The sequence below is a fragment of the Mesorhizobium sp. J18 genome (assembly GCF_007829525.1).
In the GTDB taxonomy this organism is placed as follows: domain Bacteria; phylum Pseudomonadota; class Alphaproteobacteria; order Rhizobiales; family Rhizobiaceae; genus VLJP01.
On record NZ_VLJP01000067.1, the window covers coordinates 87086 to 108100 of the forward strand.

Sequence of the window (21015 nt, forward strand, 5' to 3'; positions counted from 1 at the left end):
ATCAGGTCCTCACACCCTTCCTCAGGACATCGGGACGCTGCACGAAATACAGCGGATAGCTGTAGAGCTCGCCGCGCGTCCATGCCTGCCGGTCACGATCCGGGATGTTGATGGCATAGGTCTGCTGACCCAGCGTGTTGATGTACGGGCCGAACTCTGCCGGCGCATACGCCACCTTGAACACGTCACGCGCACCAACGGGGAAGAACTTCGCCTCGTCCGTGTCGATTGCCACGGTCGAATTGTCGTCGGTGCCCCGATAGTTGTGCCAGGTGATGCTGCCATAAACAAAGGACTGGAACGACCGATCCTGTCGCAGATCGGCGGCGGCCTGCCAGTTGATGTAGGTCTTCTCCACCTCCGGATGCGTGATCAGCGCATCGAAGAAGGCGTCGCCGACCAAGGCGTGCACCGTTGTCGCCGGGGTGAACGCGCCGCCGGCCGACCGCTGCATGGACCGGATCACCTCGGCGCACTTCAGACGCACGGCACCAGGCGCCGGCGCGGCATTGTCGAGATCGAAGTTGATCGCGGCAGGCTCGGCCACACCGAACTCGGTGAAGTAGTTGTAGATCACCGTCGTGCCGTCGGCATCGAGCAGGAGGCCCTGCAGGGCGCCGAGGCGATGGAACTCATGGGTGAGCTCCATGTCGTCGCGGATCATCGCCATGCGGCGCAGGTATTCGGCCTGCACCTGAGCGAACTCGGTTTCCGATCCGAATGCGCGGATGCCCTGGATCTCCTCGGCATAGAGCGTGAAGCCCTTGGCGAGGCGAACCGTCTTGAGCGGAACCGCATTGCGGGGATCGACCTCAAGCTCCTTCGGCGGTGCACCGATGGCGCTCGCGGGGATCAGGACCAGCTTGTTCTCGCGACGATCGACGAAGATCGAGCGGGTACGAACCGGCATCGGCTCGAAGATGCCGAGCGATCCAAGAAGCTGGGGCTTGTACCCGACCTTGGAGACCGCGCCGGTGAGCGAGGTCATCGAGAAGGCCGAGTTGTTGAAGATATCCATAGATGCCATGGTTTCGGCCTCCGTTAGCGGACGATGATGCCGAGCGCCGCCAGAGCCGCGTTGGCCGTAGCCTTCGCAGCGTCATCGGCGCCAGCCTGGTAGATGAGATGCGCCCCGTTCACCTCGCAGTCGCGAACGACAATGGTGCGCTTGACCGTACCGACGGCAGCCTCAAACAGGATGCCGGCGATTGTCTGTGAGCCATCGGCACCAGCCGGGTTGTACTGGACGTAGTTCCCGCCGGCGGTGAGCTTGCCGAGGATGGTGCCGGCGAGAAGACCAGGAGCAGTCCCAGCGGCCACCGTGCCCTCTTCCCGGCTGCGGTACATGCCGTTCGCCTCGGAGACGAGGAAATTGGCCGTGCCGCGATTTTCATTGAGCTGTGCCATTGGATCAGGCTCCCTTCTTCACGCTGACGCCGGCAGCAGCGAAGACACCCTCGCCCCACGCGTCATTGGCTGCGATGGAATGGTCCTGAGTGCGGAGCGCATCGCGAACGCTGTCGTTCGGCTTGGCATCCTTGGTCAGGGCCTTGAACATGCCGGCGATCATGTCGTCCGACATATCCTTGAGCTCTTCGTCACTGAACCTGGTGGCGACGACAGCCCTGCGGATCTCGGCATCGGTCTTGCCGTCCGTGACGATCTTCTCGTCGACGGCTTTTGCCGCGGTGACGAGAGCCGCACGATCGGCCACCATGCGGTCGATGTCGGCCGGCTTCGGTGCGGCGTCCTCGAGCTTCTTCTTGTCCGCCTTGAGAGTGCCGATCTCCTCGTCTTTCGCCTTGATGGCGTCGGCGTGAGCCTTTTCGGCATCAGCAAGCTTCGTCTGGGCGTCGGCGACGGCCTTCTGAAGCTTTTCGATGGCCTGGGCGCCCTGATCGGTCGTCTGGACCGAGAGACCGTCCACAACCACCGTACGCAGATTTTCTCCGGGCATATCCGGGTTCCTTTCGTCTGCTATGGGTTGGGTGATCGGGGCAGCGCCCCAGGTTTTCGCGCTGTCGCCAACGCGAGCTTGTGACCCGGCCCGGGCCTTATCGACCAGGGCGAGGTGATTGATGCGGATGGACCGCTGAACGGCGTCATAGGGCTCGCCGGAGGGCGTTACGCCTGAGGTGAAGTCGAAGTCAGCGACATAGCCGGCCGACAGTTCCCGCTTGCCGCTCTCGATCAGGCCGATAGCGGCGGCATCCTTGAAGATCAGGGGAAGCTCAACCCAATCGTCGACCTTCTTCGCCGCCGTGCTGACCTCACCGACAGACAGTGCCTTCCAGTTGTCGGCCGTGACCTGCTCGGTCGGATGGTCGATCGTAATCGGGGCGTGGCTGAAGCTTTGCAGGCTATCCTTGGCAAAGACTTCCTCGGCCGGGCGATAAACCCGGACGATCTTCATCTCGGGCCTGCCGAGCTCATCGCCGGTATAGAGCTGGATGCCGGCGCGCACGCATTTGGCGGTGGCGACAAGATAGCCGTCACCGGTCCGCCGCGTTCCCGCGACGGTTACAGCGTCTGTGAATTGCATATTGTTGCTAGCTCTGTTGAAAACCGCTATCGCGACCTGAGTTCACGTTCCGGGGGGAGCAACACTTGAACGTCTCAATGGATTTGAACGCACAACAGATGCTCGCCAAGCAAAAAGCTATGCTGGCGGAAGTTACCCCGTCAGAATTGATGCAAAGAGTGCGCGACTTTCGCCGGAGTGAACATAGAACCCTGAACGACGAGCAACTTACACAGGAAATCCTTAAGGTCATGTCCGTGAATTCATCGGACGGCAGCCAAAGGGCATTTCTTAAAATTCACGTCACAGAATTTCCAACTGGAACACTATTCTTTCGAGCTCGCCGCGCGGAGGATAGTTCGATACCGCCGCAAACAGGCACAACCATAAGAGATTCAGAAGCTCCTGACGGCTCATTGGTCAGAAGACCAGGCAGACTGCATAAAATCGGGGAGTCCGTATTATACACGGCAATACATGACCCCCACATCACGTTGTCCGAATGCAGGATACCTGTCGGCAGCCACGCCGTAATTTTTGCATACAAAGCAAGACGGTCTATCAAGGCTCCTATAATAGGAGCCACAGAGCATGGATCGGAATTTACCGATGAAGAAAAGCTGAAGCTTAATATTATCAACGATTTTCTGCACGATGAATTCGCTCGTGAAGTCGAAGTGGGACTTGAGCACCTATACCGTTCGTCGGAAATCATTGCGAAATGGTGGTTTGACGGGCCACCCGAGCTGCAGGATTGCTGGGTTTATTCTTCCACCAAAAATCGGCAATCACTGAACGCCGCCTTCCGGCCAATGAAAGCTCACGAGTGTTTAGATCTCGTTGGATCCATCTTGGTGCGGCGCATTGGGGAGAACCAGATGCAATGTTTGTCTGTCGGCAAGCCAAACAAGAAGAAGTTTCAGTACTTCCCAATTGGTTCACCCGAACAGAAAGTTCTATTCCCTCAGATCGGTGCTTAGGTCTGCCGCCTCGATATCCTCCTCATCCTCCTCCTGCTCGGCCAGCGTGCCATATTTCTTGATCGCAGCCTCGAGGCCGGCCAGCGTCCCATCCTCGACCAATTCCGAGACAAAGGCGTCGGATAGAGCTTCGACCGGCATCAGCGGGCTTTCCATGCCACCCTTGCCGGCGATCGTCCTGGCCGCGTCAGACTTGGCCTTGAAGATCTCCGCCCTTTCCTTCTCGCTCATTTGCCAGAGCGGGTTCCATACGTAGTGGATGTCCGGATCGCGGGTGCCGAGAGCCGAGCGGATCAGGCATTCGTCCAGGTTCGCCAGTGCCGGCTGCATCTCCAGTGTCTGCCCCGAGGCAATCCGGTCATAGTAGTTGCGAAGATCAGCCTCGCCCGTAGCATTCAGTCCGCCCGGCGACATGCCGAACAGGCGTGTCATCGGGATATCGGCCGCGCCGCTGACGTTCTGAAAGAACCGATCCATCAGCTCATGCAGGTTGGTGAAACTGGCCGCCTTGCGCTCGTACTTCTCCTTGCCGTCGAGGATGAGCATGCGGTTGATGCTCTTGCCCGTCGCTGCGATCCTGTAGCGGTCCGTGACCTTCCTCTCGCCGTCGGGCGTGCCGACATAGGCCATCAGGCCTTCCATCGTGACGACATCGACATTCGCCTCGAAGATCAGGCTGGCGATGTTGGCCGACGTGCTGTCGGCCTGCTTCACCGCCTCCAAGACCGAGGTAAGAACACTATCGCCCCATGCATAGGAAGCGCCAGAAGTGATATCCCGATCCGGCAGCTCGTTGCCGATAAAGATGGCGAGCCGAGACGGATGGATCTTGGCCTGGGCCGCTGTGCCGCTGACGACGGTATACTCCTTCGGCCGGCCATAGAGCGGTGACAGAGGATCGGTCTCGATCTCGCCCGGCTGCAACTGCCGAGGCGTGAGAACGGTCAAGAACCTAACGCCCCCTGCCCTTACCTTCTCGACATTCAACGGCTGCGAGGCATCATCGCCGAGATCGAAATAGATCGCTGCACCGCCGAACAACCTTGCCTTCTTCCGCGCCTCGAGAACCTTGCCTTGGACGCCTAACCTCGTCTCCTCCTCTTCCAGCTTCTCGATCTGCGGGTTCTTGGCCTGCCAGGACCGCCAGGCGCGGCAGCTATCCAGCGCCGGGATGTCGATGATCTTCCGAGGCAGCCAGGAGGTGCGATAGGCTGCAACGAGCTGCTGCAGGTCAATCGTCGGATCGGTGTAATAGACCGTCGCTGCCTTGTCCCGCTCGGTTCCGAGCCCTGCTATGGCGCTTGCGAGGCCGTCGCGGACGAAGGTCAGAATATTGCCCATCCGTGCCTCACAGGTTGTCCAGGTTCATGCCGAGGAAGCCGCAGATATCCAGTGCGGCATCAATGAAGGGGTCGACCTGATCGTCGAATCCGCCATCGGGAAACGCCGCCAGTTCATTCTCGAAGTCTTTCAGCCACAGGGCCGATTTGGGCAGCACAATGAGTCCAGCCGCGGCCGCCGGCACCACGTCCAGTGCGCGGGTGTATTTGTCCCTCTCGCGCTGCATCGCGATCACCGGGATCGCCTTGCGGGTGAGCGACTGGATCAGCCCCGTTCCAGAAACTTTGTCCTCGATCACCATCTTGCGAAGATGACCGTACCGATCGGCAGGCCAATCATCACCGCGAAGGCGCGTCCACAACGCGAAGGCGGTCTTCTCTAGCTCGGGCGCCTCGAACCGGTCGCGCACCACCTCGAGCAAGTAGGCTCGCCCGTCTACCCCGGCGCCCCAATGCTCGAAGACCGTATAGTCGTTCCGTTCCTTCGTCTTCTGCGCCGTGTCGACGTAGATCGCCCGCCAGGAGAGCTTCGGCACTTCGTCATACCGAGGCAGCAGACCCGGCTTGAACAGGTTGCCGCCCTCGACTGTCGGCTCCTGCGCATACTGGCCCGCATAGACGTGCGGTGCACCCTGTAGGACCTTGATCTGATCGAGGGTGTGCTTCTCCTCCCACAGCGGGCCGTCGGGAAGGCCGTGCGGGATCAGCGTCACTTTCCCCGCCGGCGCCTTGCCCTCGCCCTCAACGAGCACAGGCAGCTTCAGCAGATGCCAGTGCTCGCCCGAGTTCTCCAGCAGGTGGGCCACGAAGTCATCGATATGCAGCCGCTGCATGATCACGATGACCGGCACGTCCTCATGCGCCAGACGCGACCTGAAGGTGTTCTCCCACCGCTCGTTGATGAACTTCCGCGTTGTATCCGATGACGCATCGTCAGGCTTCAGCGGATCGTCTATGACCAGCGCGCCTGTGAAGCCCGGTTCGGCAAGAATGCCGGCACGAAAGCCCGTGATCGGCTCACCCGCCGCGGCCGCTCTCAGATGCCCGCCGTCAGTCGTGCGCCATAATCCCTTGGCGTTTGTATCGACACGCATCCTCACCGGCCAGTGCGCCTGATAGCCCGGCAGGTTGATGACGTCCTTGACCTTGGTCGAGTTGTCCAGCGCCAGCGGCTGCGCATAGCTGGCGTGAATGAACCTCGAGCGAGGATTGATCGCAAACCCACGGGCGATGAAGTTCACCACCGCCAGTTCGGTTTTCCCGTAGCCAGGCGGGATGTTGATGATCAGCCGGTTGATATCACCGGTGAATACCTGATCGAGCGTGTCGCAAACGACGGGATGAAACGGGGCAACCGAGAACGGCTGGCCTTCCTTCTCCCGGAAGAACTTCTTGGTGAAGGCCAGATGCGAGCCGAGCAATTCCTTCCGCTCAGCCTTGCGATCGGCCTCAGTCCTCCTCGCCTCCCTCTCGGCCCTGATCGCCGTCAACAATTCCGATCTGGACAAGTGCACGTTCAAGAAGTTCGAGCTCCTGATCCGTCATGCCCTTGAGTTTGGTGACGTCCATCGTCTGGATTGGCCCACCACCGCGGCCGGTGTGCTGCATGGAGGCCAGCTTTGGATGGACATAAGGGGCTGCGGCCTTGGCCATGTCATCGCGCCTACCAGCATCTGCTTTCGGATCACGCATCACCTTCAGCATGTAGTCGAGCGGAGTGATCCCCGTTGCCGCTACCTTCTTCTGGCGCTCGATCGAAGCCTTATTCGGTGTGCCGGGCTTCCGCCCTGCACCATCTCTCTTGCCACCACGTGCCATCTTTGATTTTCTGTCGCGGGGTTTGATAGTTTTTCAAAGGGAGGGCGGAAAGATGAGCTATCTCATCGGGTATGATCTAAATCGCGAGGGCGAAAACTACTACGCAAGGAACAAAGCCCTTCGCGATCATCTTAAAGAGAAATACCCCACCTATTGGGCTCACTTGGATTCCACGTTCATTGTCGTCACCGACCTGACCGCCAAGCAGATTCGAGACGATCTGCTCAACTATGTTGACGACAACGATGAGCTTCTTGTCGTCGCCCTCACAGGCGTGGGTGCGTGGCACGGAATTGCCGACAACGGGAGCAAATGGTTGAAGGACCACCTTTAGATCCGTCCCGCTGAACCGCTCGCTTGAGTTGACTGCGGCGATGGCGAAGCGCTCATGTATCTTCTGCGGCGCACCCGGGCCTCTCACGCGTGAGCATGTGATCCCGCTATGGCTCCAGCACTATGTTGGCGGTAGCGAAAAGGGTAGCCTCCGCGGCACTCATATGAGTTGGATCGGAGTGCCGCTGTCGGAACGGGTCGCTAGCGGCAACTCTCACACACTCGGCTCTGTCTGCTCTTCCTGCAACAATGGGTGGATGTCTCGTTTAGAGAGTGGTTTTCGGGCACTGCTTCCCCGACTGCAGGCTGACATATCGCCGCGCTGCTTTTCGAAGGCGGAAAGGTATACGATTGCAGCCTGGATCACGAAGACCGGTGTGGTTGCTCATCGAAGCGCTAACTACCGCTCCATTCTTCCTGCCTCGCTACCTCGCGCTCTGTCACAAGGCTCCAGCATTCCCGCCGGGATTAAAGTGATCGCTGGCAAGGTAGAGGCTGGGAAGACCATACAGTGGGCTCAATCGAATCTCGGTTTCGGGCTTGTACGCAAAAGCCACCTACCATTTTACGACGCCAAACAAACATTCGTGTTTGTGCTCTCGATCGCGGACGTGTTCCTTGGCTTTGGCTGGCATGGGTTGAGCAACAGGATGTTCGAGATCTTTCACTCGGGGGACTCGACACATCAAATCTACCCCCACCCAAAGCTGGCAAGGCATATCCGCAAGTTCGATCACCTGGCAATTGCCCCGACCGAGATCGGGTTGCGCTCCAAGGATATCTGATCAGTCACAGCAAACCCGCGGTCTCTACGTCATGAGCGTGGCGAGACATACCACTTCTCCACACACCGCAGAATAGACGGACGATGGCGGCAACCATCTGCTGATAATTGGGGAGTCGGCCTCACATCGGAGATCGACATGTCCAAGATCGAATTGTCCGCCGCAATAATCACAATTGCCTTTGCTTTATGGCAGGTCGGCCTGCACTACGGCTGGTGGACCTAAGCCGCCTTCCGCTTCCGCGTCCATACCCACCTCTCGCTAGTTGAGACCTTGCGCCAGATGTGATTTCCTTTGGCTAAGGAGGGGAGGAACGGCGGAATGATCACGTCGCGAATGTTGTGCATGCTCTTGGCGATTGGAATGCTTGCCAGTTGCAACAGCAGCACATCCAGTGAGTGGAAGCCCATTTCAAATGACAGCTATGAGGCTCGCTTCGAAAAAGCGATGGCGATTTGCAATGGCCGCGCCGCGGAAACGCAAGTTTCAGCAGGTAGGCTATGGATTGCAGGCGCCATCGCTTCAAATAGTACATTCCGAGCTTGCATGGCCGAGCATGGCTTTGCACCAGCCCATGAATGATTGATGCCCCATCCGCTATGCGGATTTCCTTTGAAGCGGTTCGAGCCGTTCAGGGAGGTGTCGGGGCTTGGCGCCGGGAGCCATCCAGTGATTGGCGTAGTTCACCGACGATACGGTTTCTGGATCGGGTTCTGCCTGATTTTCGGACACCAGGTCAACGGTACTGTTCAACCGAACAGCATGCATTCGGTTAAGGTCGTTCGCAATTAGTTGACAAATACGGGTAATTGACCGCCGCAGAGTTCTGACATTCATGCCTTCTCGGCTGGCGAAGTCGGCAATCTTCTTGCCCGAGCGGACCTTCACCCATGCCCATGAGTAGAGAAGCACACGATCCGCCTGGTTGGGAAGCCCGTTAATCCACGTCCAAACCTCGGGCATGCGGTCCAATGCGCTGCGGCTGGGCCGGCGCTTGTACGTGGACGGTTCTAGCCCATAGGACTGCCAGTCCCTGACCGGGGTTGGCATTGCGCTTCCATAGGCCTGCGGGCCTTTGACGCCCGGCAGAAGCATAAGCGTCTCCGCAGCTTCCAGAACGCGATCCTCGACCGCCTTTGCCGTCCATGCCTGATAGTTCAAGCCGCCTCTCCTTGGAGCATTTCGAGCATGTCGCCCTGTATGGGTTGATAGAAGCGCGTGGCGAGTAGGATGCGCAGAACGTGGGTAGTCGGGACACCGCAGTTCATTGCCCTCGCCTTCCGCCGCAATGAGCCCAGATCGATCGCGTTGAAGTCCGACACCAGCGTCGGCCGGCGGAGTAGATCCGGCATCCATAGAAGCACGGCAGACACAGCCTTGATCATGTCGGCATAAAGCTCGGCCGAGTTGGCCTTTGTCCCGGTCATGAGCATGAGGACGAGGCGCAGATGATCCTCGCCATGCTCACGCCCGATTTCCCGCAGCGTGGGCTTACAGAAGCATTCCCGAGGGCGCCGACTGGTCGGGCTATGCTCATGACTATCGCGGAGGATCACACCGCATTGACGGGCCACGCGGTATACGTCGCAGGGGTGGCTCATGCCTGCCTCCGCGTCTCGACCTTGGTATACCGGCTGCTGCCCTTCTGCCTGACCAGCGTAGGGAACAGCGCATCGGCCGCAGAGATGGCCGTGGAGAGCGTTTCGCCATCGCGGCGCATGTGGCGGTCCTCGATCTTGTGTTTGACGCGCCATGCCGCCAATTCGGCCTCCTCGGCCGTGGCGAAGTAGAGAACCCTTCCCTCCCGATGCTCGCGCACCTTGAAGGCTTCCGAGCGCCAGGCAAGGCGAAAGCGGCCGATATAGCCGCCTATGGTTTCCTCAGCGAATGCCGTGGCGCGGTTCATCAGAACAGCCCCTCCACCTGATCACCCTGCTGCTCGCTGCGGTATCTCGTGAACCGCCCTTCCCAGATCAGTTCCCGTCGCTGGTTGTCCGATCCATAGCGGACCTTGATCGCGCCGATCTCGGCCTTGCCCTCGCAGTCCCCGAAGCGCTGCATGATCTGCTCTTTCTCCTTTGCGTCCCGGGCAATCTTCAATTGCTCGTCCCGCCACTTTTCTTTGCGGTACAGGTAGAAGATGGCGTCGAAGTCCTCCTTGGCCTGCTCGCCGCCAAACAGGTCTCTGGCGATCGGTCTGGGGTTGGGTCTCGACATCCCGCCGCTGTTGCGCTGGTTGATGTTCAGCCACGCAGCGCCGGTTTCTTCGGCAACGGCCTTGCATTCTCCGTTGATGGCACCCGCAATTCGACCCTCATGGTCATTCGGCCTGTCAGGCTGGACCTTGCGGGAATGATCGAGGATGATCAGCGGGGTTCCTTCCGTGACCGTCTGCCACCGCTTGACGAAGGCCCGGGCATAGGCCGCGATCCGACCGATCTTCTCCCGCTTGCACCGGATGATCTCAATCGGCAGAGCCTTGATCCGGTTGGTCTCGGAAATCATCCGCTCGGCCTCCTTTTCGGAGAAGTCGCCGCGACGAATCCGTGTCACCTCAGTCCCGACACACTGCGAAACGATCTGTCGGAATACCTGCTCCCCGTTCTGGTCGTAGCTCATGATGAGGACCGGAGAGCCCTTGCGGGCGGCATGTTCAGCGATCTGCAGCATGAGGCTCGTCTTGCCCTCACCCGACGAGGAAAGAAGACCGTAGAGGTTCCCGCCTTCCAACGGCTCCTGAATAACCTGCTCCAGCTCGGGGAAGACCAGAGGCACACCGCGACCGCTGGAATGAGACGGCGACAGTGAGGAGAGGAACGCATCGGCATACGAACCGATTGCCGTTCTGGTGTCCTGCCTCGGCGCCAATAAGCGAACCTCGGCAAGCCTGTCCTCTATCTCGCCCTGTATTTCGGTCGGGATGACCTCGGGAGGCGACAGGCGGGCAGCCTTGGCAAGATCCTCGCCAATGGAGACCAGTGACCGACGGCTGCGGGCATAGCGCAGTGTCTTCGCAAACCCGACCGGGTCGGTAGTGGCGATCTCGCCCTGCAGACGCGCCAGATAAGCGATCGGCGGCTGGTCATGGATCATCACCCCCGGTTCGAAGGCATCCTTCATCGTCAGGGCATTTGCCGCCATGCCCTTCTCCACCATCGCGGTGATGGATTCGAACAGGCGCTTCAGAACGGGGTTGAAGAAGTCATCCGGCTCCAGCCACGGCACCTTTGTCAACGCCGCGTTGGAGTTCAGGAGGATGCCAATGATCTGCTCCTCTGCCTCAAGGTTCTGCGGGACGGCCTCGATCTGCTCCTGGATCATGCGGCCGCCCTTCCTCGCTCGGTGATAGCGTCTACTGTCTGGATTCTCTCTCCGAGCCAGCGCATGACATTGGTGGACATGCTGTTGCCGTAGGCCTTGTATTGCGGACCGTCTGGGCATTCCTCGGCGGGCTTGCCGCGCCACGGAATGCGACAATGGTTGTCCGGAAAGCCTTGGAGGCGGGCGCACTCTGTCGGAGTTAGGCGGCGCACCGCCCATTGCGTAGCGACTCCCGGGACGAACTCGCTCGTCAGCGTATGGGCCGGATCGCCATCATCGCCAACACCAAGGCCTTGCCGGTTCTGCGCATCTCGCTTGTCTGGATCGCGTCCGGCATTTCGAAGATCAAGGGGATAGGCGACATAGCTCGTCTGCTTCATGCCCGCTTCAGCAGCCAGAGCTCCTGATATTGATCCATCGCCATTCTGGAGACGAACTTCATCCCGGCTGTTTTGAGCGAAGGCGATAGCCTGCGCCTGCGGGCTGGACGACCCAAGCGGGCCGGACCGGTTGTATTCCTTGCCGCTGTTCTGCGGCATGATGGAATACGCGACAGGTGCCAGCACATGCGGCTTGTCTCCGCCGCCCTGACTGGCTCGCAGCGCATGGGCAACGTCATCGCCCATTTCGATTGCCCCGCCTTCGTCGCGGCCGCGTATGGCGACAGAGACTGGTATCAGCGGCGTTCCCCTGCCTGTTCGATCCTCGCTGGCATCGAAGCCTTCGGGCCGAAGGCTGTGCGCGACTAGGCTATCGCAGGTATCCACGTCCGTTCCATATGGACGATCGCCGCCAGTTTGATTGCCGCCCGCTCGCATTGTAGGCGCGACGTGAGCGACGAAGTTCTCCGTCTCCCAATCGAGCCGCTGCGCATAGCCCGCTGTGACACAGCGGGCTGCATCATCGATGATGACGCCGCCGTCTAGATCGAAGTCAGTCCCAAGTCCGCCACCGCCTGTAGGGCGCGCGCTAATTGTGGGGGCAATTCCTTTCCCCGTTTCTCTGCGCGGCGCAGGATTCCCCGACAGGCCGTCGCGCTCAAATAGAACCGCTGCGGCACGTCTCCAGTCGCCTCCAGAATGTCCGACAACGAACACACGCCTTCGTCTCTGCGGAAGTGCGCGGGGAGCGCCGTCCACTCGGACATATTGAGTGTCAAGCACCCTCCATGCGAGGCCGTATGCGCCGCCGTAGCCTTCGACAATTCCCGCAGATTTCCATCCGTCTGCCGGGACTTCGACCCTTCGTCCGGAGAGCAATCCCAGAAGGCTTGCAAAGTCTCGTCCTCCCTTGCTTGAAAGGACGCCGAAGACGTTCTCCCAGACCAGCCATCGGGGCCGATATCGGCGAGCAATCGCAGCATAGGTGAGCATGAGGTCGCCACGCGGGTCATCCAATCCTTTTCGGAGACCCGCGATGGAATACGATTGGCAGGGGGTTCCTCCGACAAGAAGGTCAATTGCATGGTCGGGCCACTCCTCGAATTGTGTCATGTCGCCGTGATTAGGGACGCCGTTGGCGCGCTCCGGCAGACGTGAGACGGCTTTGATCGCCGCGGCACGGGCCTTGCGGTCTTTCGGTTTCAACCCCGGTTCATCGGGGTCGGGCATGAATTGCGGCCGACCGCTGGAATAGTGCTCGTGCAGGACGTGGCTGGGAAACGCCTCGATCTCGGAATAGAACTCGGCTTGCCAGCCCAGAGGCTCCCAAGCGACGGTCGCGGCCTCGATACCGCTGCATACGCTGCCGTATCGCATCATGCCGCCTCCCGTGCGCGCTGAAGAAGGCGAAGTTCCTGGCAATGCCCCGCAGCCCAATAGGCGATGATTGCCGCATCCCTCGCATCCATGTTGGGCGAGACGATCTTGAGCATGTCGCAGAACTGCTGCGCCCGCTGCTTTGGCTTACCGGTGATCGTCTTCGGGATGATCGTCTGCCAGGTCTGCGGCCGTACCTCGATGCAGCGGACGTTCTGCCCCTGCACCGCCATCTGTGCCGCCCCGGCCAAGCGGTTCAGCATCGCGATGGTCTTGGAGTTGATGGTGCTGGTGGTCTCCTCCTCACCCAAGAGCGTCCGCTGCATTTTCTTGAACTGAGGGGCGAATTCCAGCGGGGCTTCCATGGCCGCGAAGTCAGGCTGATGCTCGCGGATCAACTTCGGAAGCTTCCGGCGCATGTCCTGAGCCTTCTCGAAAGCATTGTCGCCCTCCAGCTTGATCGACCCGGATATGATCGATGAGGGCGTCTTGCTCGTATCGTAGACCGCCCAGCCGAGCTTGGTTGCCACGTCGAGGCCGAGGATGATCATGCCGCCTCCCTCAGATTTGCCTTGTTCAGAAAATCGGCCCATGCACGATCCAATGCGGTTTTCGCGCCAAGCTCGGATGGTGCGAAACCGCCCGTGCTGCATACCGAGCCGGTGATCCAGAGCCGCCATGCCCAGCCCTTCTTGTCGAGCGGCGGGAATACCGCGCCGATCTCGACACGTCCTGCTAGAGCAACACGGCGGTCGCCTGAGTAGGATGGAGCGCGCCAGCGGATCATGGTTTATTCAGCCGCTTCCAGCTTCACCACTTTCGGAGCCGCTGCTTCTTCCCGCGCTATGGCCGCTTCGACTTCCGCAAGTGCTGCCGTTTCGTACTCGATATTCAGCTTCAGCCTGTCACGCATGGCCTGCAATTCGCTCAGGACATTCGCCCGCATGGCGTCATGGAAGCCGACAAGGCTCACTGCTTCATCGGCAAGGGATGGTGCAGGCAGTTCCGGTGCAGGCTCGGATTGGAAGAAGTTCATGGGGATCAGGTTCATCACGCCTCCTCTTCGTCCTCATCCGCATCGGGGAAGGCGTCGTCTTTCTCGTCAGGCGCCGCAGCCATCTTCTCAAGAGCCGAAGCAAGCGCCTCGGTGCGGTTCTTGTTGCCGAGGTGCCAGGCCTTCATCCATGCCTGCCCGGCAGCGCTGCTGGCATCGTAGGGAGGAACTGCATCCTTGCCCTGATAACCGGCGGCCTCGCCTTCACGCGCGGCACGATCCTCAAGCGGCTCGGCATCGAGGTCGGTGAACATGTCGGGCTGGAATGAGACTGGCAGGGCAAACCACGCCATGATCTCGGCTTCACGCTTGGCACGATCGGTCAGGATGGTCTCATCCTCTATATCCGCGCACTTCATCATGAAGTCGATGTCGGACAGGACGATATGGTCAGCCTTCGCCAGCTTACGAAGACGTTTGTATTCGGCTTGCTCGGCTTCGACCTTCGCCTTCTGAGCCGAGATCGCATGGAAGTGGTGGAACTTCAGCGCCTTGATCTCGGCCGGCGTGAGTTCCGAATTGTGTCCCGCTTTCGTGTCAGTCACTGCGCTTTCCTTTCCTTTCGCGCCGCTCGTGCCGCCAGAAGACGCGCAGCAAGAGCTTCAGCCTCGTTTTCAATGTCGATAAGAGAATCATCCGCAGCTGCCGCTTTCTCGATTTCCAGTTCGTGTTGAAGCCGCCTGATCTGCCGCTCGCAGAGGTCCAGGTAGGCCTCACGGATGCGGTCGCGCAAACCAGCCTCGATAGTCTTGGCGCGACCAATTCGAAGATTGTTCAGGGTCCAGAATGGCAATTTGTAATTGCGGGCCAGACGCTTCAGAGCTTCTGTCTGATCGCCCCACCCGCTGCTTTCTCTGGATACCATGCGGCGGACATATCCGGCCGCGATCTCGGCGCTACTCATACTTTGCACCTCTTGCTCAAATTCTTTGCACATACTGCATACGCTCCACGGTTACTTTCCGAACCGTGGTTGGGGTCGAGCCGGAACGGCTCAATCTCGAAAGGCAAGAAAGGGATCACAAATGCATCGCTATCGGACGCGCCAACATCAGAGAGCTTTGCAGTTGGAACTGTTCCCGGAAGCATCGTCAGGCCCTCGCAGCACATGCGGGGCCGACCGGCGCCTCAAACTGTACGCGAACCAGAACACAGCGCCGGGGACCGGGATTATCCGCCCCTTCTCCACCGAACACCTTCCGCTGAGCCCGCCAACGCTCAAAGCGCATCCCGGCGTAGAAAACAGGTAGGGCAAGGAGGGCGAGCAGAAGCGTCATGCGGTCCGCCTCACCTTCACGCCCATGTCGTCGCAAATGCGCAGGATTTCGTCGGTGGTCGCAGGCTTGCCGAGGCGGGTGAAATGAAGGGCTATCGCGTAAGCATCGCAGCCGTCCTCGGCCATGCTGCGGATGATGTCGGTATTGGCGACAGTCCATTTGAAGTTCCAGCGAGGGAGCCTGACCATTTACGCGGCCTCCCGATCATCCAGAACAGCGTCGATGATCCCGTCCGCCACAACAGCGTCGATCATCGAGGCGATCAGGCTATGGATACTGCAATGACGGTCTCGTGCGGCCTTTTCCAATGCGGGAACAACAGCCTCGGGCAGCGGGATATGGGCTATCTTCTGTCCCTTGCGGCGGCCACTCTTAAACACCTTGATGTCGAGATTGTACCGCCGGATGGCGTTGTGAACCGAGGCAAGGCAAACGCCAGTCGATTCCGCGACTTCCTTTACCGTCAGGCCGGGGTTTCGCTCGGCAAAATCCTTGACGAGATGAACCTTTCTCGGCCGGCGTTCGCTGTGAGGACGATCCGTCCCGCCCATGCGCTGATACAGGGTGCGGATATAGGCTGGATGGACGCCGTAGAGGTTCCCCAGAAGGATGCTGGATTTTCCGGCTGCATAGGCGTCGAAAATGGCCTGCCGCTCTTCCTGGGTGAGCCGTGTCATTCATGCGCCCCCGTCAGCAGCGACGTGAACACAATGGCAAGAGCTAGCCATATGGCGAGAATGACGAGAGTGGTCATGCCGCTTCCCCTTGCTCTGGGGCGGGGGTGGGGGTGGGGGTGGGGAATGCCGCGTCGAACCTTTCTGCGGTTAACGGGCGCTTGACGGCTTCTGGCCATATCGCGCCCTCAGGCCAGTTCTCATCGAACCAGCGAACGATCTCGTCGTACTTTTTCGCCGTAAACGTCTTGCCTTCCCGCAGGCGCGAGAAGAACCGGCCGTCTGCGGCGCAAAGGCGTCCAACGGTGCTTTCGTTTAGCCCGCGAGCTTCGCCATACGCAGAAGCCAGGGCGGTTAGGTGAGAGGCGAGTTCTGTTTCCATACTCGCCGTATAGTGGGAAACTTCCCATTTATCAATAGGAAAGTTCCCATTTCCATTCAGGGTTGGAATTTTCCTATTGTCTGTTGATGATGAGCCTTAAAGAAATCGTGGTGGAGAGACTAAAGCAGCTTGGTGTTGGCCCGATCGAGGCCGCCAACGCGGCTGAGATGGAGCGTACGTTCATCCGCGATATCGTTGAGGATCGGAAAAAGTCCGTTCGGGCTGACAAGATTTCGCAGCTGGCCTATGCCTTGGCGCTAGATGAATCTGCACTGGCGCGAGGCGAGCTTGTGCCCGCTGGTCCTGAGAAGTCGTCGCCCCTCGTTGCTGGAAAGACCTCTCGAATAATCTCGTCATTCGACCCCGACGAGTCCCCTTCCCCCGAGGCTGGCGAAGTCGCTTATTCGCGCGGCCATTGGAAGCCGTCCATCAAGGGCGCGTTGCCAGAGGTGGATGTGAGGCTCGGTGCAGGAAACGGCAATGTTGGCGAGGTGATCACCCTGCCTGTCGGCAACGATAATATTTCCGGCCACCGCGTGACTGCGGAGTGGTTGCTGTCGGAACAATTCATCCGGCACGAAGCCAAGGCTTCGGTCGCCCATACCGTCGTCATGGAGGTGATCGGGGACTCGATGCAGCCAAACTACCTTCCCGGCGATCGGGTTCTGGTCGATCTTTCTCAGAACACCATGACGACCGATACGGTCTACGCGATCAGCGACGGCATAAGCGAGCCGCAGATCAAGCGGTTACAGCGCGTGATGTTCAGCGACCCGGTTCAGGTACGGATTATCTCCGACAATCCCGCTCTGGAGACCGATACCGTAGAGCTTGAGAAGCTGACGATCATTGGAAGGGTTTGCGGACACATAGCTCGGAAATAGGGCTTGGAAGGGGGGGAGGATGAGGACAGTATTCGCCGCGCTTGCCATCGTAGTGGCTTCTTCATCGGCTATGGCCTGCGAAGTGACCATGGCGCAATACAGCGAACTTCAGACAGGCATGTCATATGCGGAAGCCGTTCAGATACTCGGATGCGACGGCGAGGAGATGAGCAGTTCGGAGATTGCCGGCATCAAAACCGTGATGCTCATGTGGGAGGGTGAAAGCCTTGGCGCGAACATGAACGCGATGTTCCAGAACGACAAACTGGTGTCGAAGGCTCAATTCGGCTTGAAGTGATGCCCGATCGTTTCGCTAAGCAGCTCTATGAGGCTTCCGACAAGCTGGACGATCTATCCCGCTCGGATATCCAGATATTGCTTCGCCGGGCCGCCTTGCGCGTGACGAACAAGACACAGGCGGCCGGGACCACAGTCCTGATCCCAGAGGTCGCGGCGATGATCGATGAGTTTGCCGCCGCGCGTGGCGTTTCCAGAGACGAAGCCGTAAACCTCGCCTTGACCGATTGGGCGATCGGCATGGGCTTCATGTCCAAGGACGATCTGGAGGAGGATTCAGAGACGGACGGGGAGGCTTAGGATGGGGCAAAACGGGAAATTTCTGGAAAATAGCGACCGGCTACGGTATATGCAGCCCATGACCTACATTCCGCGCTATATCCCGAATGCTTCGAAGGCGCTGGAAGTCATCCTCTGGATAGTCCATCGCAAGCCTGGCTTCGACATCTATCGCATCGTCAAGACCGCTTTCTTTGCGGACAAGATGCATGTAGCGTCATTCGGACGGCCTATCTGCGGAGATACTTACGCCGCCGCCCCATGGGGGCCGTTGCCCCAGGTGATCTATAACCTGCTTCGCCATGATCCAATCGAAATGATCGCCTTGCAAAGCAACGGCGAGTTGCCATTTCGCGTTGACGAGAGGCACCGGGTTTTCGGTGAACGCGAACCAAACCTTCGACGCCTATCCGAATCCGATGTAGAGGCGCTGGAGTTTGGTGTCAGGCACGTCGAAAAGATGTCTTTCGAGGAAATCTACCAAGAGACACATGCCGATCCGGCGTATATCAACGCTGGCGGCTCTCAGATGGATTACCGGGACTTCATTCCCGATGACGATCAGGCCAAGGCCGAGAAGGTCGAGGCCATCGAAGAAACCGCCCCTTACGCGGTATTCTAATAATGGCGATACGGGTGGGGGACGTGATCCGTGTATGGGATCGCCATACTCGGCCGCCTAAGTTCAAGCGCCATATCTGCATCTGCCCTCAGAAGCAGCTTTTCCTCCGCATCAACTCGCGCGCTCTTTTCCCGCCGCACATGATCATCAGGTCAGATGGTGCCGATTTTCTGGACGCCGACAGCTATGTCGAATTGCAGCAGCTTGTCCGTCACTATGCCCTTGAGATTACCGAAGCCGATGTGCTCGGGCGTCTGACACGAACTCATGTGACTGCCCTTATCGTATCTGTGAAGGCGTGTTCGGCTCTCTCGCAGGAGATGAAGGACCTGATCCTTGAACGGTTGTCTCAGTACTAAATCCCTCCCCTATCCCCTGTAGATATAAACTTCCCTCTCAGAGCTATGGACTCACCGTCGCCGGAATGGCGGAATGTGGCAGGGGAATGCTGGAGGGCTTGGGATGGTGAAAGCCGATCATGAGTTCGGCGGCCAGCACACAGACATCAAACTGGCAATTGTAGAGAGATATCTGAAACGCTACTCAGCCGCTCTGCACACTTGGTGCGATTCCGTTTGGTATATAGACGCATTCGCAGGAACGGGAAAACGGACCGTCCGCGTAGAAGCTCGCGCCGGCGATCTATTTGAAAGACCTGCGCCAGAGCGTGTTGAACAGCGAAGGGGCTCGGCACAGATCGCCATCGACATCGACCCGCCTTTCGATCGGCTGGTTTTCATGGATGCTAAGAGGAAACACTTCGAAGCTCTCTGCCATCTGCGGGACCAGCATCCCGATCGCGACATTACGGTATTGCGAGGAGACGCCAATACTCTGATCCAAGGCGCTATTCGCTGGGACGGATGGAAAAAAACCCGAGCTGTCATGTTTCTTGACCCTTATGGAATGGAGGTCGAGTGGAAGACGCTTCAGATGATCGCGGAAACCAAGGCGATTGACGTGTGGTATCTGTTTCCGCTCGCTGGCTTATACAGGCAGGCAGCCCGAAGCTTCGCGAAAATTGACAATTCAAAAGAGGCATCCATCACGCGAATGCTTGGCACCGACAGCTGGAAACAAGAGTTGTATTCCTCTCTCGGCCCACCTCCCTTGGAAGATTTGCTCGGTGCATTGGAAAGCGATGAAGAACGACAGCGGAATGCAGATGTCGCAACGATCGAGAAATACGTACAGAAACGCCTGAAAACGATATTCCCGGAAGTCCTTGATCCTTATCCACTTCCACCCGCGGAAAAGCCTCAACGCTTTTCGCTCTTCTGTGCCATTTCCAATCCGTCCCCAAAGGCCATAGCTCTCGCACAACAATTCGGGCGAGATATCCTCAAAGGGTAGCTGCTGGCATCTCGTCGTAGGTCCTGCCGTTGAGCATGCGACCAGTCGCTTTCTTGTTCCGGCCACCCCACTGCTTGAAGAAGAAGGCCGTTCCGGCAATGCGGCACATGCGTTCAATTTCATCTACCCAGGCCGGGTCCATGAGACGCGCCTTCGGCCCACTCTCGCCACCGACGATCGCCCAATGAATGTCCTTGAGATTGGCGCCGGCAACTGAGCCGATCAGCGGCTCAAAGGAAATGAACCGGATCGCCGCAGGAACTTGCCGCATCTCGTCTACGCGATGAAGAACACGGCTGTCCTCGACGCTCGTTCCGAGCCAGACATTCGGTAGTTTAGGAAGATCAGGAACAATCGCTGCCATCCTATCCGGCCGCTTCGTGAGGATTTGGTAGGTGTGACGAGGCGTTTCTTCCATGACCCGCCAAACATCCGAGATGAACTCTGCCGGTACATCGCTGTGGAACAGATCAGACATCGAGTTCACGAAAACCCGGCGTGGCTTCGACCATGTTGCCGGGATCGATAGGGATTTCCGATCAAGGTGGATCTTCCCTGTCCATTTTGCCCGACCGCCAGTTTTGCGCGTAAGACCTTGGTACTTCTCTACGCCCATCGCCTCCAGTCGAGCTGCCATGCGCATGGCGTAACAGTTGGTGCAGCCAGCCGTCAGGATCGTGCAGCCCGCAACCGGATTCCACGTTGCATCTGTCCATTCGATCGATGTTTCAGCCATAGGATGATTCTCCTAGTTTCCGATCATGGTTAATCTGAGATGATGAAAGGTCCGTTATCGAGGTTCTGAAGGCTGGTGAGGGAGGGTTCCGGAACCGATTTTACATTCGCCGTTGCAACATGTCGGATATAGGCCACCGCATCCGCCCTTGACGCGAACGGTACCTGGACTTGTGCCGGCGCGGTTATCTCCCGTAGCCGAGTAGCGAATTGCTCATATGAAAGATCGCTCGGTAGCGGGGCTCGTCCGGTTCTCGCGAGCCAGTCGTTAACGATCAACCTGGCGCTGAAATTGTTCAGCCGCATATCACCCTTCCCTTCTACCTCTCAGATCATCTCTACCTTTGAAGGTTTTCTTTCCCGGGTCTGACCCGGAGAGGAGGGAGCGGAGCAGGCAAAGACCCCCCCTACCCCCATGGACATATTCCATGAAGGCAGGGAGACCTTTGCCGCGAAGTCTGACCCATCGTCTCGGTCGCTTTCGCTTGGCAGGACGCCTCTCAGCAAATCCGTCCTCTGTTTCAGGCGGCACCGTAGGACTTTCGACCCCCGCGCCTGCCGCTTCACCTGCACCGGAATTGCACCGGGTCGCGGCCGCTGTCG

Annotated in this window: 29 protein-coding genes; 10 read left to right on the forward strand and 19 right to left on the reverse strand. The window is 58.8% G+C overall.

Annotated features, from left to right (window positions below; translation table 11 throughout):
* Position 1 precedes the first annotated feature (1 nt).
* From L598_RS18940 to L598_RS18950, 3 genes are read right to left on the reverse strand one after another with little or no spacing between them, the layout of a single operon-like run.
* Positions 2-1027, reverse strand: a complete 1026-nt coding sequence (locus tag L598_RS18940; protein ID WP_144865169.1) for a major capsid protein — start codon at positions 1025-1027, stop codon at positions 2-4.
* Positions 1028-1041: 14 nt separating this feature from the next.
* A complete protein-coding gene (locus tag L598_RS18945; RefSeq protein WP_144865171.1) occupies positions 1042-1407 on the reverse strand; it encodes a head decoration protein in 366 nt (121 codons plus the stop codon).
* Positions 1408-1411: 4 nt separating this feature from the next.
* Positions 1412-2542, reverse strand: a complete 1131-nt coding sequence (locus L598_RS18950; protein WP_144865173.1) for a DUF2213 domain-containing protein — start codon at positions 2540-2542, stop codon at positions 1412-1414.
* Between the two features lie 65 nt (positions 2543-2607).
* On the opposite strand from L598_RS18950, the gene L598_RS18955 reads away from it, so the two are divergent.
* Positions 2608-3501, forward strand: a complete 894-nt coding sequence (locus tag L598_RS18955; RefSeq protein WP_144865175.1) for a hypothetical protein — start codon at positions 2608-2610, stop codon at positions 3499-3501.
* Here the strand turns inward: L598_RS18955 and L598_RS18960 are convergent.
* The 3 genes from L598_RS18960 to L598_RS18970 are packed head-to-tail and all read right to left on the reverse strand — an operon-like array spanning position 3478 to position 6659.
* Positions 3478-4842 carry a DUF1073 domain-containing protein gene (locus L598_RS18960; protein ID WP_144865177.1) on the reverse strand — a complete coding sequence of 455 codons (1365 nt, stop codon included), beginning with the start codon at positions 4840-4842 and terminating at the stop codon, positions 3478-3480. The genes L598_RS18955 and L598_RS18960 overlap by 24 nt on opposite strands.
* A 7-nt stretch (positions 4843-4849) precedes the next feature.
* Complete coding sequence (terL, locus tag L598_RS18965) at positions 4850-6331, reverse strand: phage terminase large subunit (protein ID WP_246658834.1); 1482 nt, start codon at positions 6329-6331, stop codon at positions 4850-4852.
* Positions 6291-6659: a hypothetical protein gene (locus L598_RS18970; RefSeq protein ID WP_144865179.1), complete on the reverse strand. Its 369-nt coding sequence runs from the start codon at positions 6657-6659 to the stop codon at positions 6291-6293. The genes terL and L598_RS18970 overlap by 41 nt, the downstream gene beginning before the upstream one ends.
* A gap of 52 nt (positions 6660-6711) precedes the next feature.
* On the opposite strand from L598_RS18970, the gene L598_RS18975 reads away from it, so the two are divergent.
* The 3 genes from L598_RS18975 (at position 6712) to L598_RS18985 (ending at position 8359) form a co-directional block, all read left to right on the forward strand.
* On the forward strand, positions 6712-6993 hold the full coding sequence (locus L598_RS18975) for a SinR family protein (RefSeq protein WP_144865181.1): 282 nt from the start codon (positions 6712-6714) through the stop codon (positions 6991-6993).
* Positions 6994-7249: 256 nt separating this feature from the next.
* Complete coding sequence (locus L598_RS18980; RefSeq protein ID WP_144865183.1) at positions 7250-7777, forward strand: hypothetical protein; 528 nt, start codon at positions 7250-7252, stop codon at positions 7775-7777.
* Positions 7778-8098: 321 nt separating this feature from the next.
* Complete coding sequence (locus L598_RS18985) at positions 8099-8359, forward strand: hypothetical protein (RefSeq protein ID WP_246658835.1); 261 nt, start codon at positions 8099-8101, stop codon at positions 8357-8359.
* A 15-nt stretch (positions 8360-8374) separates the two neighbouring features.
* On the opposite strand, the gene L598_RS18990 is transcribed toward L598_RS18985, so the two are convergent.
* From L598_RS18990 to L598_RS19055, 12 genes are all read right to left on the reverse strand, one after another.
* On the reverse strand, positions 8375-8938 hold the full coding sequence (locus tag L598_RS18990; RefSeq protein ID WP_144865185.1) for a DUF6362 family protein: 564 nt from the start codon (positions 8936-8938) through the stop codon (positions 8375-8377).
* Entirely contained in the window at positions 8935-9378 is a 444-nt protein-coding gene (locus L598_RS18995; RefSeq protein WP_144865187.1) for a hypothetical protein, read from the reverse strand. The genes L598_RS18990 and L598_RS18995 overlap by 4 nt, the downstream gene beginning before the upstream one ends.
* Positions 9375-9683 carry a hypothetical protein gene (locus tag L598_RS19000; protein ID WP_144865189.1) on the reverse strand — a complete coding sequence of 103 codons (309 nt, stop codon included), beginning with the start codon at positions 9681-9683 and terminating at the stop codon, positions 9375-9377. The genes L598_RS18995 and L598_RS19000 overlap by 4 nt, the downstream gene beginning before the upstream one ends.
* Positions 9683-11098: a DnaB-like helicase C-terminal domain-containing protein gene (locus tag L598_RS19005; protein ID WP_186445106.1), complete on the reverse strand. Its 1416-nt coding sequence runs from the start codon at positions 11096-11098 to the stop codon at positions 9683-9685. The genes L598_RS19000 and L598_RS19005 overlap by 1 nt, the downstream gene beginning before the upstream one ends.
* Entirely contained in the window at positions 11095-12858 is a 1764-nt protein-coding gene (locus L598_RS21660) for a DNA cytosine methyltransferase (RefSeq protein ID WP_210245028.1), read from the reverse strand. Before L598_RS21660 ends, L598_RS19005 begins: the two co-directional genes overlap by 4 nt.
* Positions 12855-13406, reverse strand: coding sequence for a crossover junction endodeoxyribonuclease RuvC (locus tag L598_RS19025; protein ID WP_144865193.1), 552 nt, complete (start codon positions 13404-13406; stop codon positions 12855-12857). Before L598_RS19025 ends, L598_RS21660 begins: the two co-directional genes overlap by 4 nt.
* Positions 13403-13642 carry a hypothetical protein gene (locus tag L598_RS19030; RefSeq protein WP_144865195.1) on the reverse strand — a complete coding sequence of 80 codons (240 nt, stop codon included), beginning with the start codon at positions 13640-13642 and terminating at the stop codon, positions 13403-13405. Before L598_RS19030 ends, L598_RS19025 begins: the two co-directional genes overlap by 4 nt.
* A 3-nt stretch (positions 13643-13645) precedes the next feature.
* Complete coding sequence (locus L598_RS19035) at positions 13646-13906, reverse strand: hypothetical protein (protein ID WP_144865197.1); 261 nt, start codon at positions 13904-13906, stop codon at positions 13646-13648.
* On the reverse strand, positions 13906-14454 hold the full coding sequence (locus tag L598_RS19040) for a hypothetical protein (RefSeq protein WP_144865199.1): 549 nt from the start codon (positions 14452-14454) through the stop codon (positions 13906-13908). Before L598_RS19040 ends, L598_RS19035 begins: the two co-directional genes overlap by 1 nt.
* On the reverse strand, positions 14451-14813 hold the full coding sequence (locus tag L598_RS19045; RefSeq protein ID WP_246658836.1) for a hypothetical protein: 363 nt from the start codon (positions 14811-14813) through the stop codon (positions 14451-14453). Before L598_RS19045 ends, L598_RS19040 begins: the two co-directional genes overlap by 4 nt.
* A 369-nt stretch (positions 14814-15182) precedes the next feature.
* Positions 15183-15374 (reverse strand): hypothetical protein, encoded by a 192-nt coding sequence (locus L598_RS19050; protein ID WP_144865203.1) that lies wholly within the window; start codon positions 15372-15374, stop codon positions 15183-15185.
* Complete coding sequence (locus L598_RS19055) at positions 15375-15863, reverse strand: hypothetical protein (protein WP_144865205.1); 489 nt, start codon at positions 15861-15863, stop codon at positions 15375-15377.
* 441 nt (positions 15864-16304) lie between these two features.
* Here L598_RS19055 and L598_RS19065 point away from each other — a divergent pair, with 441 nt between their 5' ends.
* From L598_RS19065 to L598_RS19090, 6 genes are all read left to right on the forward strand, one after another.
* Positions 16305-17126, forward strand: a complete 822-nt coding sequence (locus tag L598_RS19065) for a S24 family peptidase (protein WP_246658837.1) — start codon at positions 16305-16307, stop codon at positions 17124-17126.
* Between the two features lie 19 nt (positions 17127-17145).
* Positions 17146-17424: a DUF3862 domain-containing protein gene (locus L598_RS19070; protein WP_210245029.1), complete on the forward strand. Its 279-nt coding sequence runs from the start codon at positions 17146-17148 to the stop codon at positions 17422-17424.
* Positions 17424-17723 carry a hypothetical protein gene (locus tag L598_RS19075; protein WP_144865209.1) on the forward strand — a complete coding sequence of 100 codons (300 nt, stop codon included), beginning with the start codon at positions 17424-17426 and terminating at the stop codon, positions 17721-17723. The genes L598_RS19070 and L598_RS19075 overlap by 1 nt, the downstream gene beginning before the upstream one ends.
* 1 nt (position 17724) lies before the next feature.
* Positions 17725-18324 (forward strand): Panacea domain-containing protein, encoded by a 600-nt coding sequence (locus L598_RS19080; protein WP_144865211.1) that lies wholly within the window; start codon positions 17725-17727, stop codon positions 18322-18324.
* 2 nt (positions 18325-18326) lie between these two features.
* Positions 18327-18683 (forward strand): hypothetical protein, encoded by a 357-nt coding sequence (locus L598_RS19085; protein ID WP_144865213.1) that lies wholly within the window; start codon positions 18327-18329, stop codon positions 18681-18683.
* A 103-nt stretch (positions 18684-18786) separates the two neighbouring features.
* A complete protein-coding gene (locus tag L598_RS19090) occupies positions 18787-19677 on the forward strand; it encodes a three-Cys-motif partner protein TcmP (RefSeq protein WP_144865215.1) in 891 nt (296 codons plus the stop codon).
* On the opposite strand, the gene L598_RS19095 is transcribed toward L598_RS19090, so the two are convergent.
* Complete coding sequence (locus tag L598_RS19095) at positions 19667-20413, reverse strand: DUF5131 family protein (protein ID WP_144865217.1); 747 nt, start codon at positions 20411-20413, stop codon at positions 19667-19669. The genes L598_RS19090 and L598_RS19095 overlap by 11 nt on opposite strands.
* Positions 20414-21015: the final 602 nt, after the last annotated feature.

Excerpts from the sequence above, each read along its gene's own strand:
- L598_RS18970 (WP_144865179.1), bottom strand. The coding sequence starts at position 6,659 with ATGGCACGTGGTGGCAAGAGAGATGGTGCAGGGCGGAAGCCCGGCACA.
- L598_RS19055 (WP_144865205.1), bottom strand. The coding sequence starts at position 15,863 with ATGACACGGCTCACCCAGGAAGAGCGGCAGGCCATTTTCGACGCCTAT.
- L598_RS19075 (WP_144865209.1), top strand. The coding sequence starts at position 17,424 with ATGCCCGATCGTTTCGCTAAGCAGCTCTATGAGGCTTCCGACAAGCTG.
- L598_RS18945 (WP_144865171.1), bottom strand. The coding sequence starts at position 1,407 with ATGGCACAGCTCAATGAAAATCGCGGCACGGCCAATTTCCTCGTCTCC.
- L598_RS18980 (WP_144865183.1), top strand. The coding sequence starts at position 7,250 with ATGTCTCGTTTAGAGAGTGGTTTTCGGGCACTGCTTCCCCGACTGCAG.
- L598_RS19035 (WP_144865197.1), bottom strand. The coding sequence starts at position 13,906 with ATGAACCTGATCCCCATGAACTTCTTCCAATCCGAGCCTGCACCGGAA.
- L598_RS19090 (WP_144865215.1), top strand. The coding sequence starts at position 18,787 with ATGGTGAAAGCCGATCATGAGTTCGGCGGCCAGCACACAGACATCAAA.
- L598_RS19095 (WP_144865217.1), bottom strand. The coding sequence starts at position 20,413 with ATGGCTGAAACATCGATCGAATGGACAGATGCAACGTGGAATCCGGTT.
- L598_RS19050 (WP_144865203.1), bottom strand. The coding sequence starts at position 15,374 with ATGGTCAGGCTCCCTCGCTGGAACTTCAAATGGACTGTCGCCAATACC.
- L598_RS19045 (WP_246658836.1), bottom strand. The coding sequence starts at position 14,813 with ATGAGTAGCGCCGAGATCGCGGCCGGATATGTCCGCCGCATGGTATCC.
- L598_RS19030 (WP_144865195.1), bottom strand. The coding sequence starts at position 13,642 with ATGATCCGCTGGCGCGCTCCATCCTACTCAGGCGACCGCCGTGTTGCT.
- L598_RS19070 (WP_210245029.1), top strand. The coding sequence starts at position 17,146 with ATGAGGACAGTATTCGCCGCGCTTGCCATCGTAGTGGCTTCTTCATCG.
- L598_RS19085 (WP_144865213.1), top strand. The coding sequence starts at position 18,327 with ATGGCGATACGGGTGGGGGACGTGATCCGTGTATGGGATCGCCATACT.
- L598_RS19005 (WP_186445106.1), bottom strand. The coding sequence starts at position 11,098 with ATGATCCAGGAGCAGATCGAGGCCGTCCCGCAGAACCTTGAGGCAGAG.
- L598_RS19080 (WP_144865211.1), top strand. The coding sequence starts at position 17,725 with ATGGGGCAAAACGGGAAATTTCTGGAAAATAGCGACCGGCTACGGTAT.
- L598_RS18940 (WP_144865169.1), bottom strand. The coding sequence starts at position 1,027 with ATGGCATCTATGGATATCTTCAACAACTCGGCCTTCTCGATGACCTCG.
- L598_RS18950 (WP_144865173.1), bottom strand. The coding sequence starts at position 2,542 with ATGCAATTCACAGACGCTGTAACCGTCGCGGGAACGCGGCGGACCGGT.
- L598_RS18975 (WP_144865181.1), top strand. The coding sequence starts at position 6,712 with ATGAGCTATCTCATCGGGTATGATCTAAATCGCGAGGGCGAAAACTAC.
- L598_RS18995 (WP_144865187.1), bottom strand. The coding sequence starts at position 9,378 with ATGAGCCACCCCTGCGACGTATACCGCGTGGCCCGTCAATGCGGTGTG.
- L598_RS18960 (WP_144865177.1), bottom strand. The coding sequence starts at position 4,842 with ATGGGCAATATTCTGACCTTCGTCCGCGACGGCCTCGCAAGCGCCATA.
- L598_RS21660 (WP_210245028.1), bottom strand. The coding sequence starts at position 12,858 with ATGATGCGATACGGCAGCGTATGCAGCGGTATCGAGGCCGCGACCGTC.
- L598_RS19025 (WP_144865193.1), bottom strand. The coding sequence starts at position 13,406 with ATGATCATCCTCGGCCTCGACGTGGCAACCAAGCTCGGCTGGGCGGTC.
- L598_RS19000 (WP_144865189.1), bottom strand. The coding sequence starts at position 9,683 with ATGAACCGCGCCACGGCATTCGCTGAGGAAACCATAGGCGGCTATATC.
- L598_RS18985 (WP_246658835.1), top strand. The coding sequence starts at position 8,099 with ATGATCACGTCGCGAATGTTGTGCATGCTCTTGGCGATTGGAATGCTT.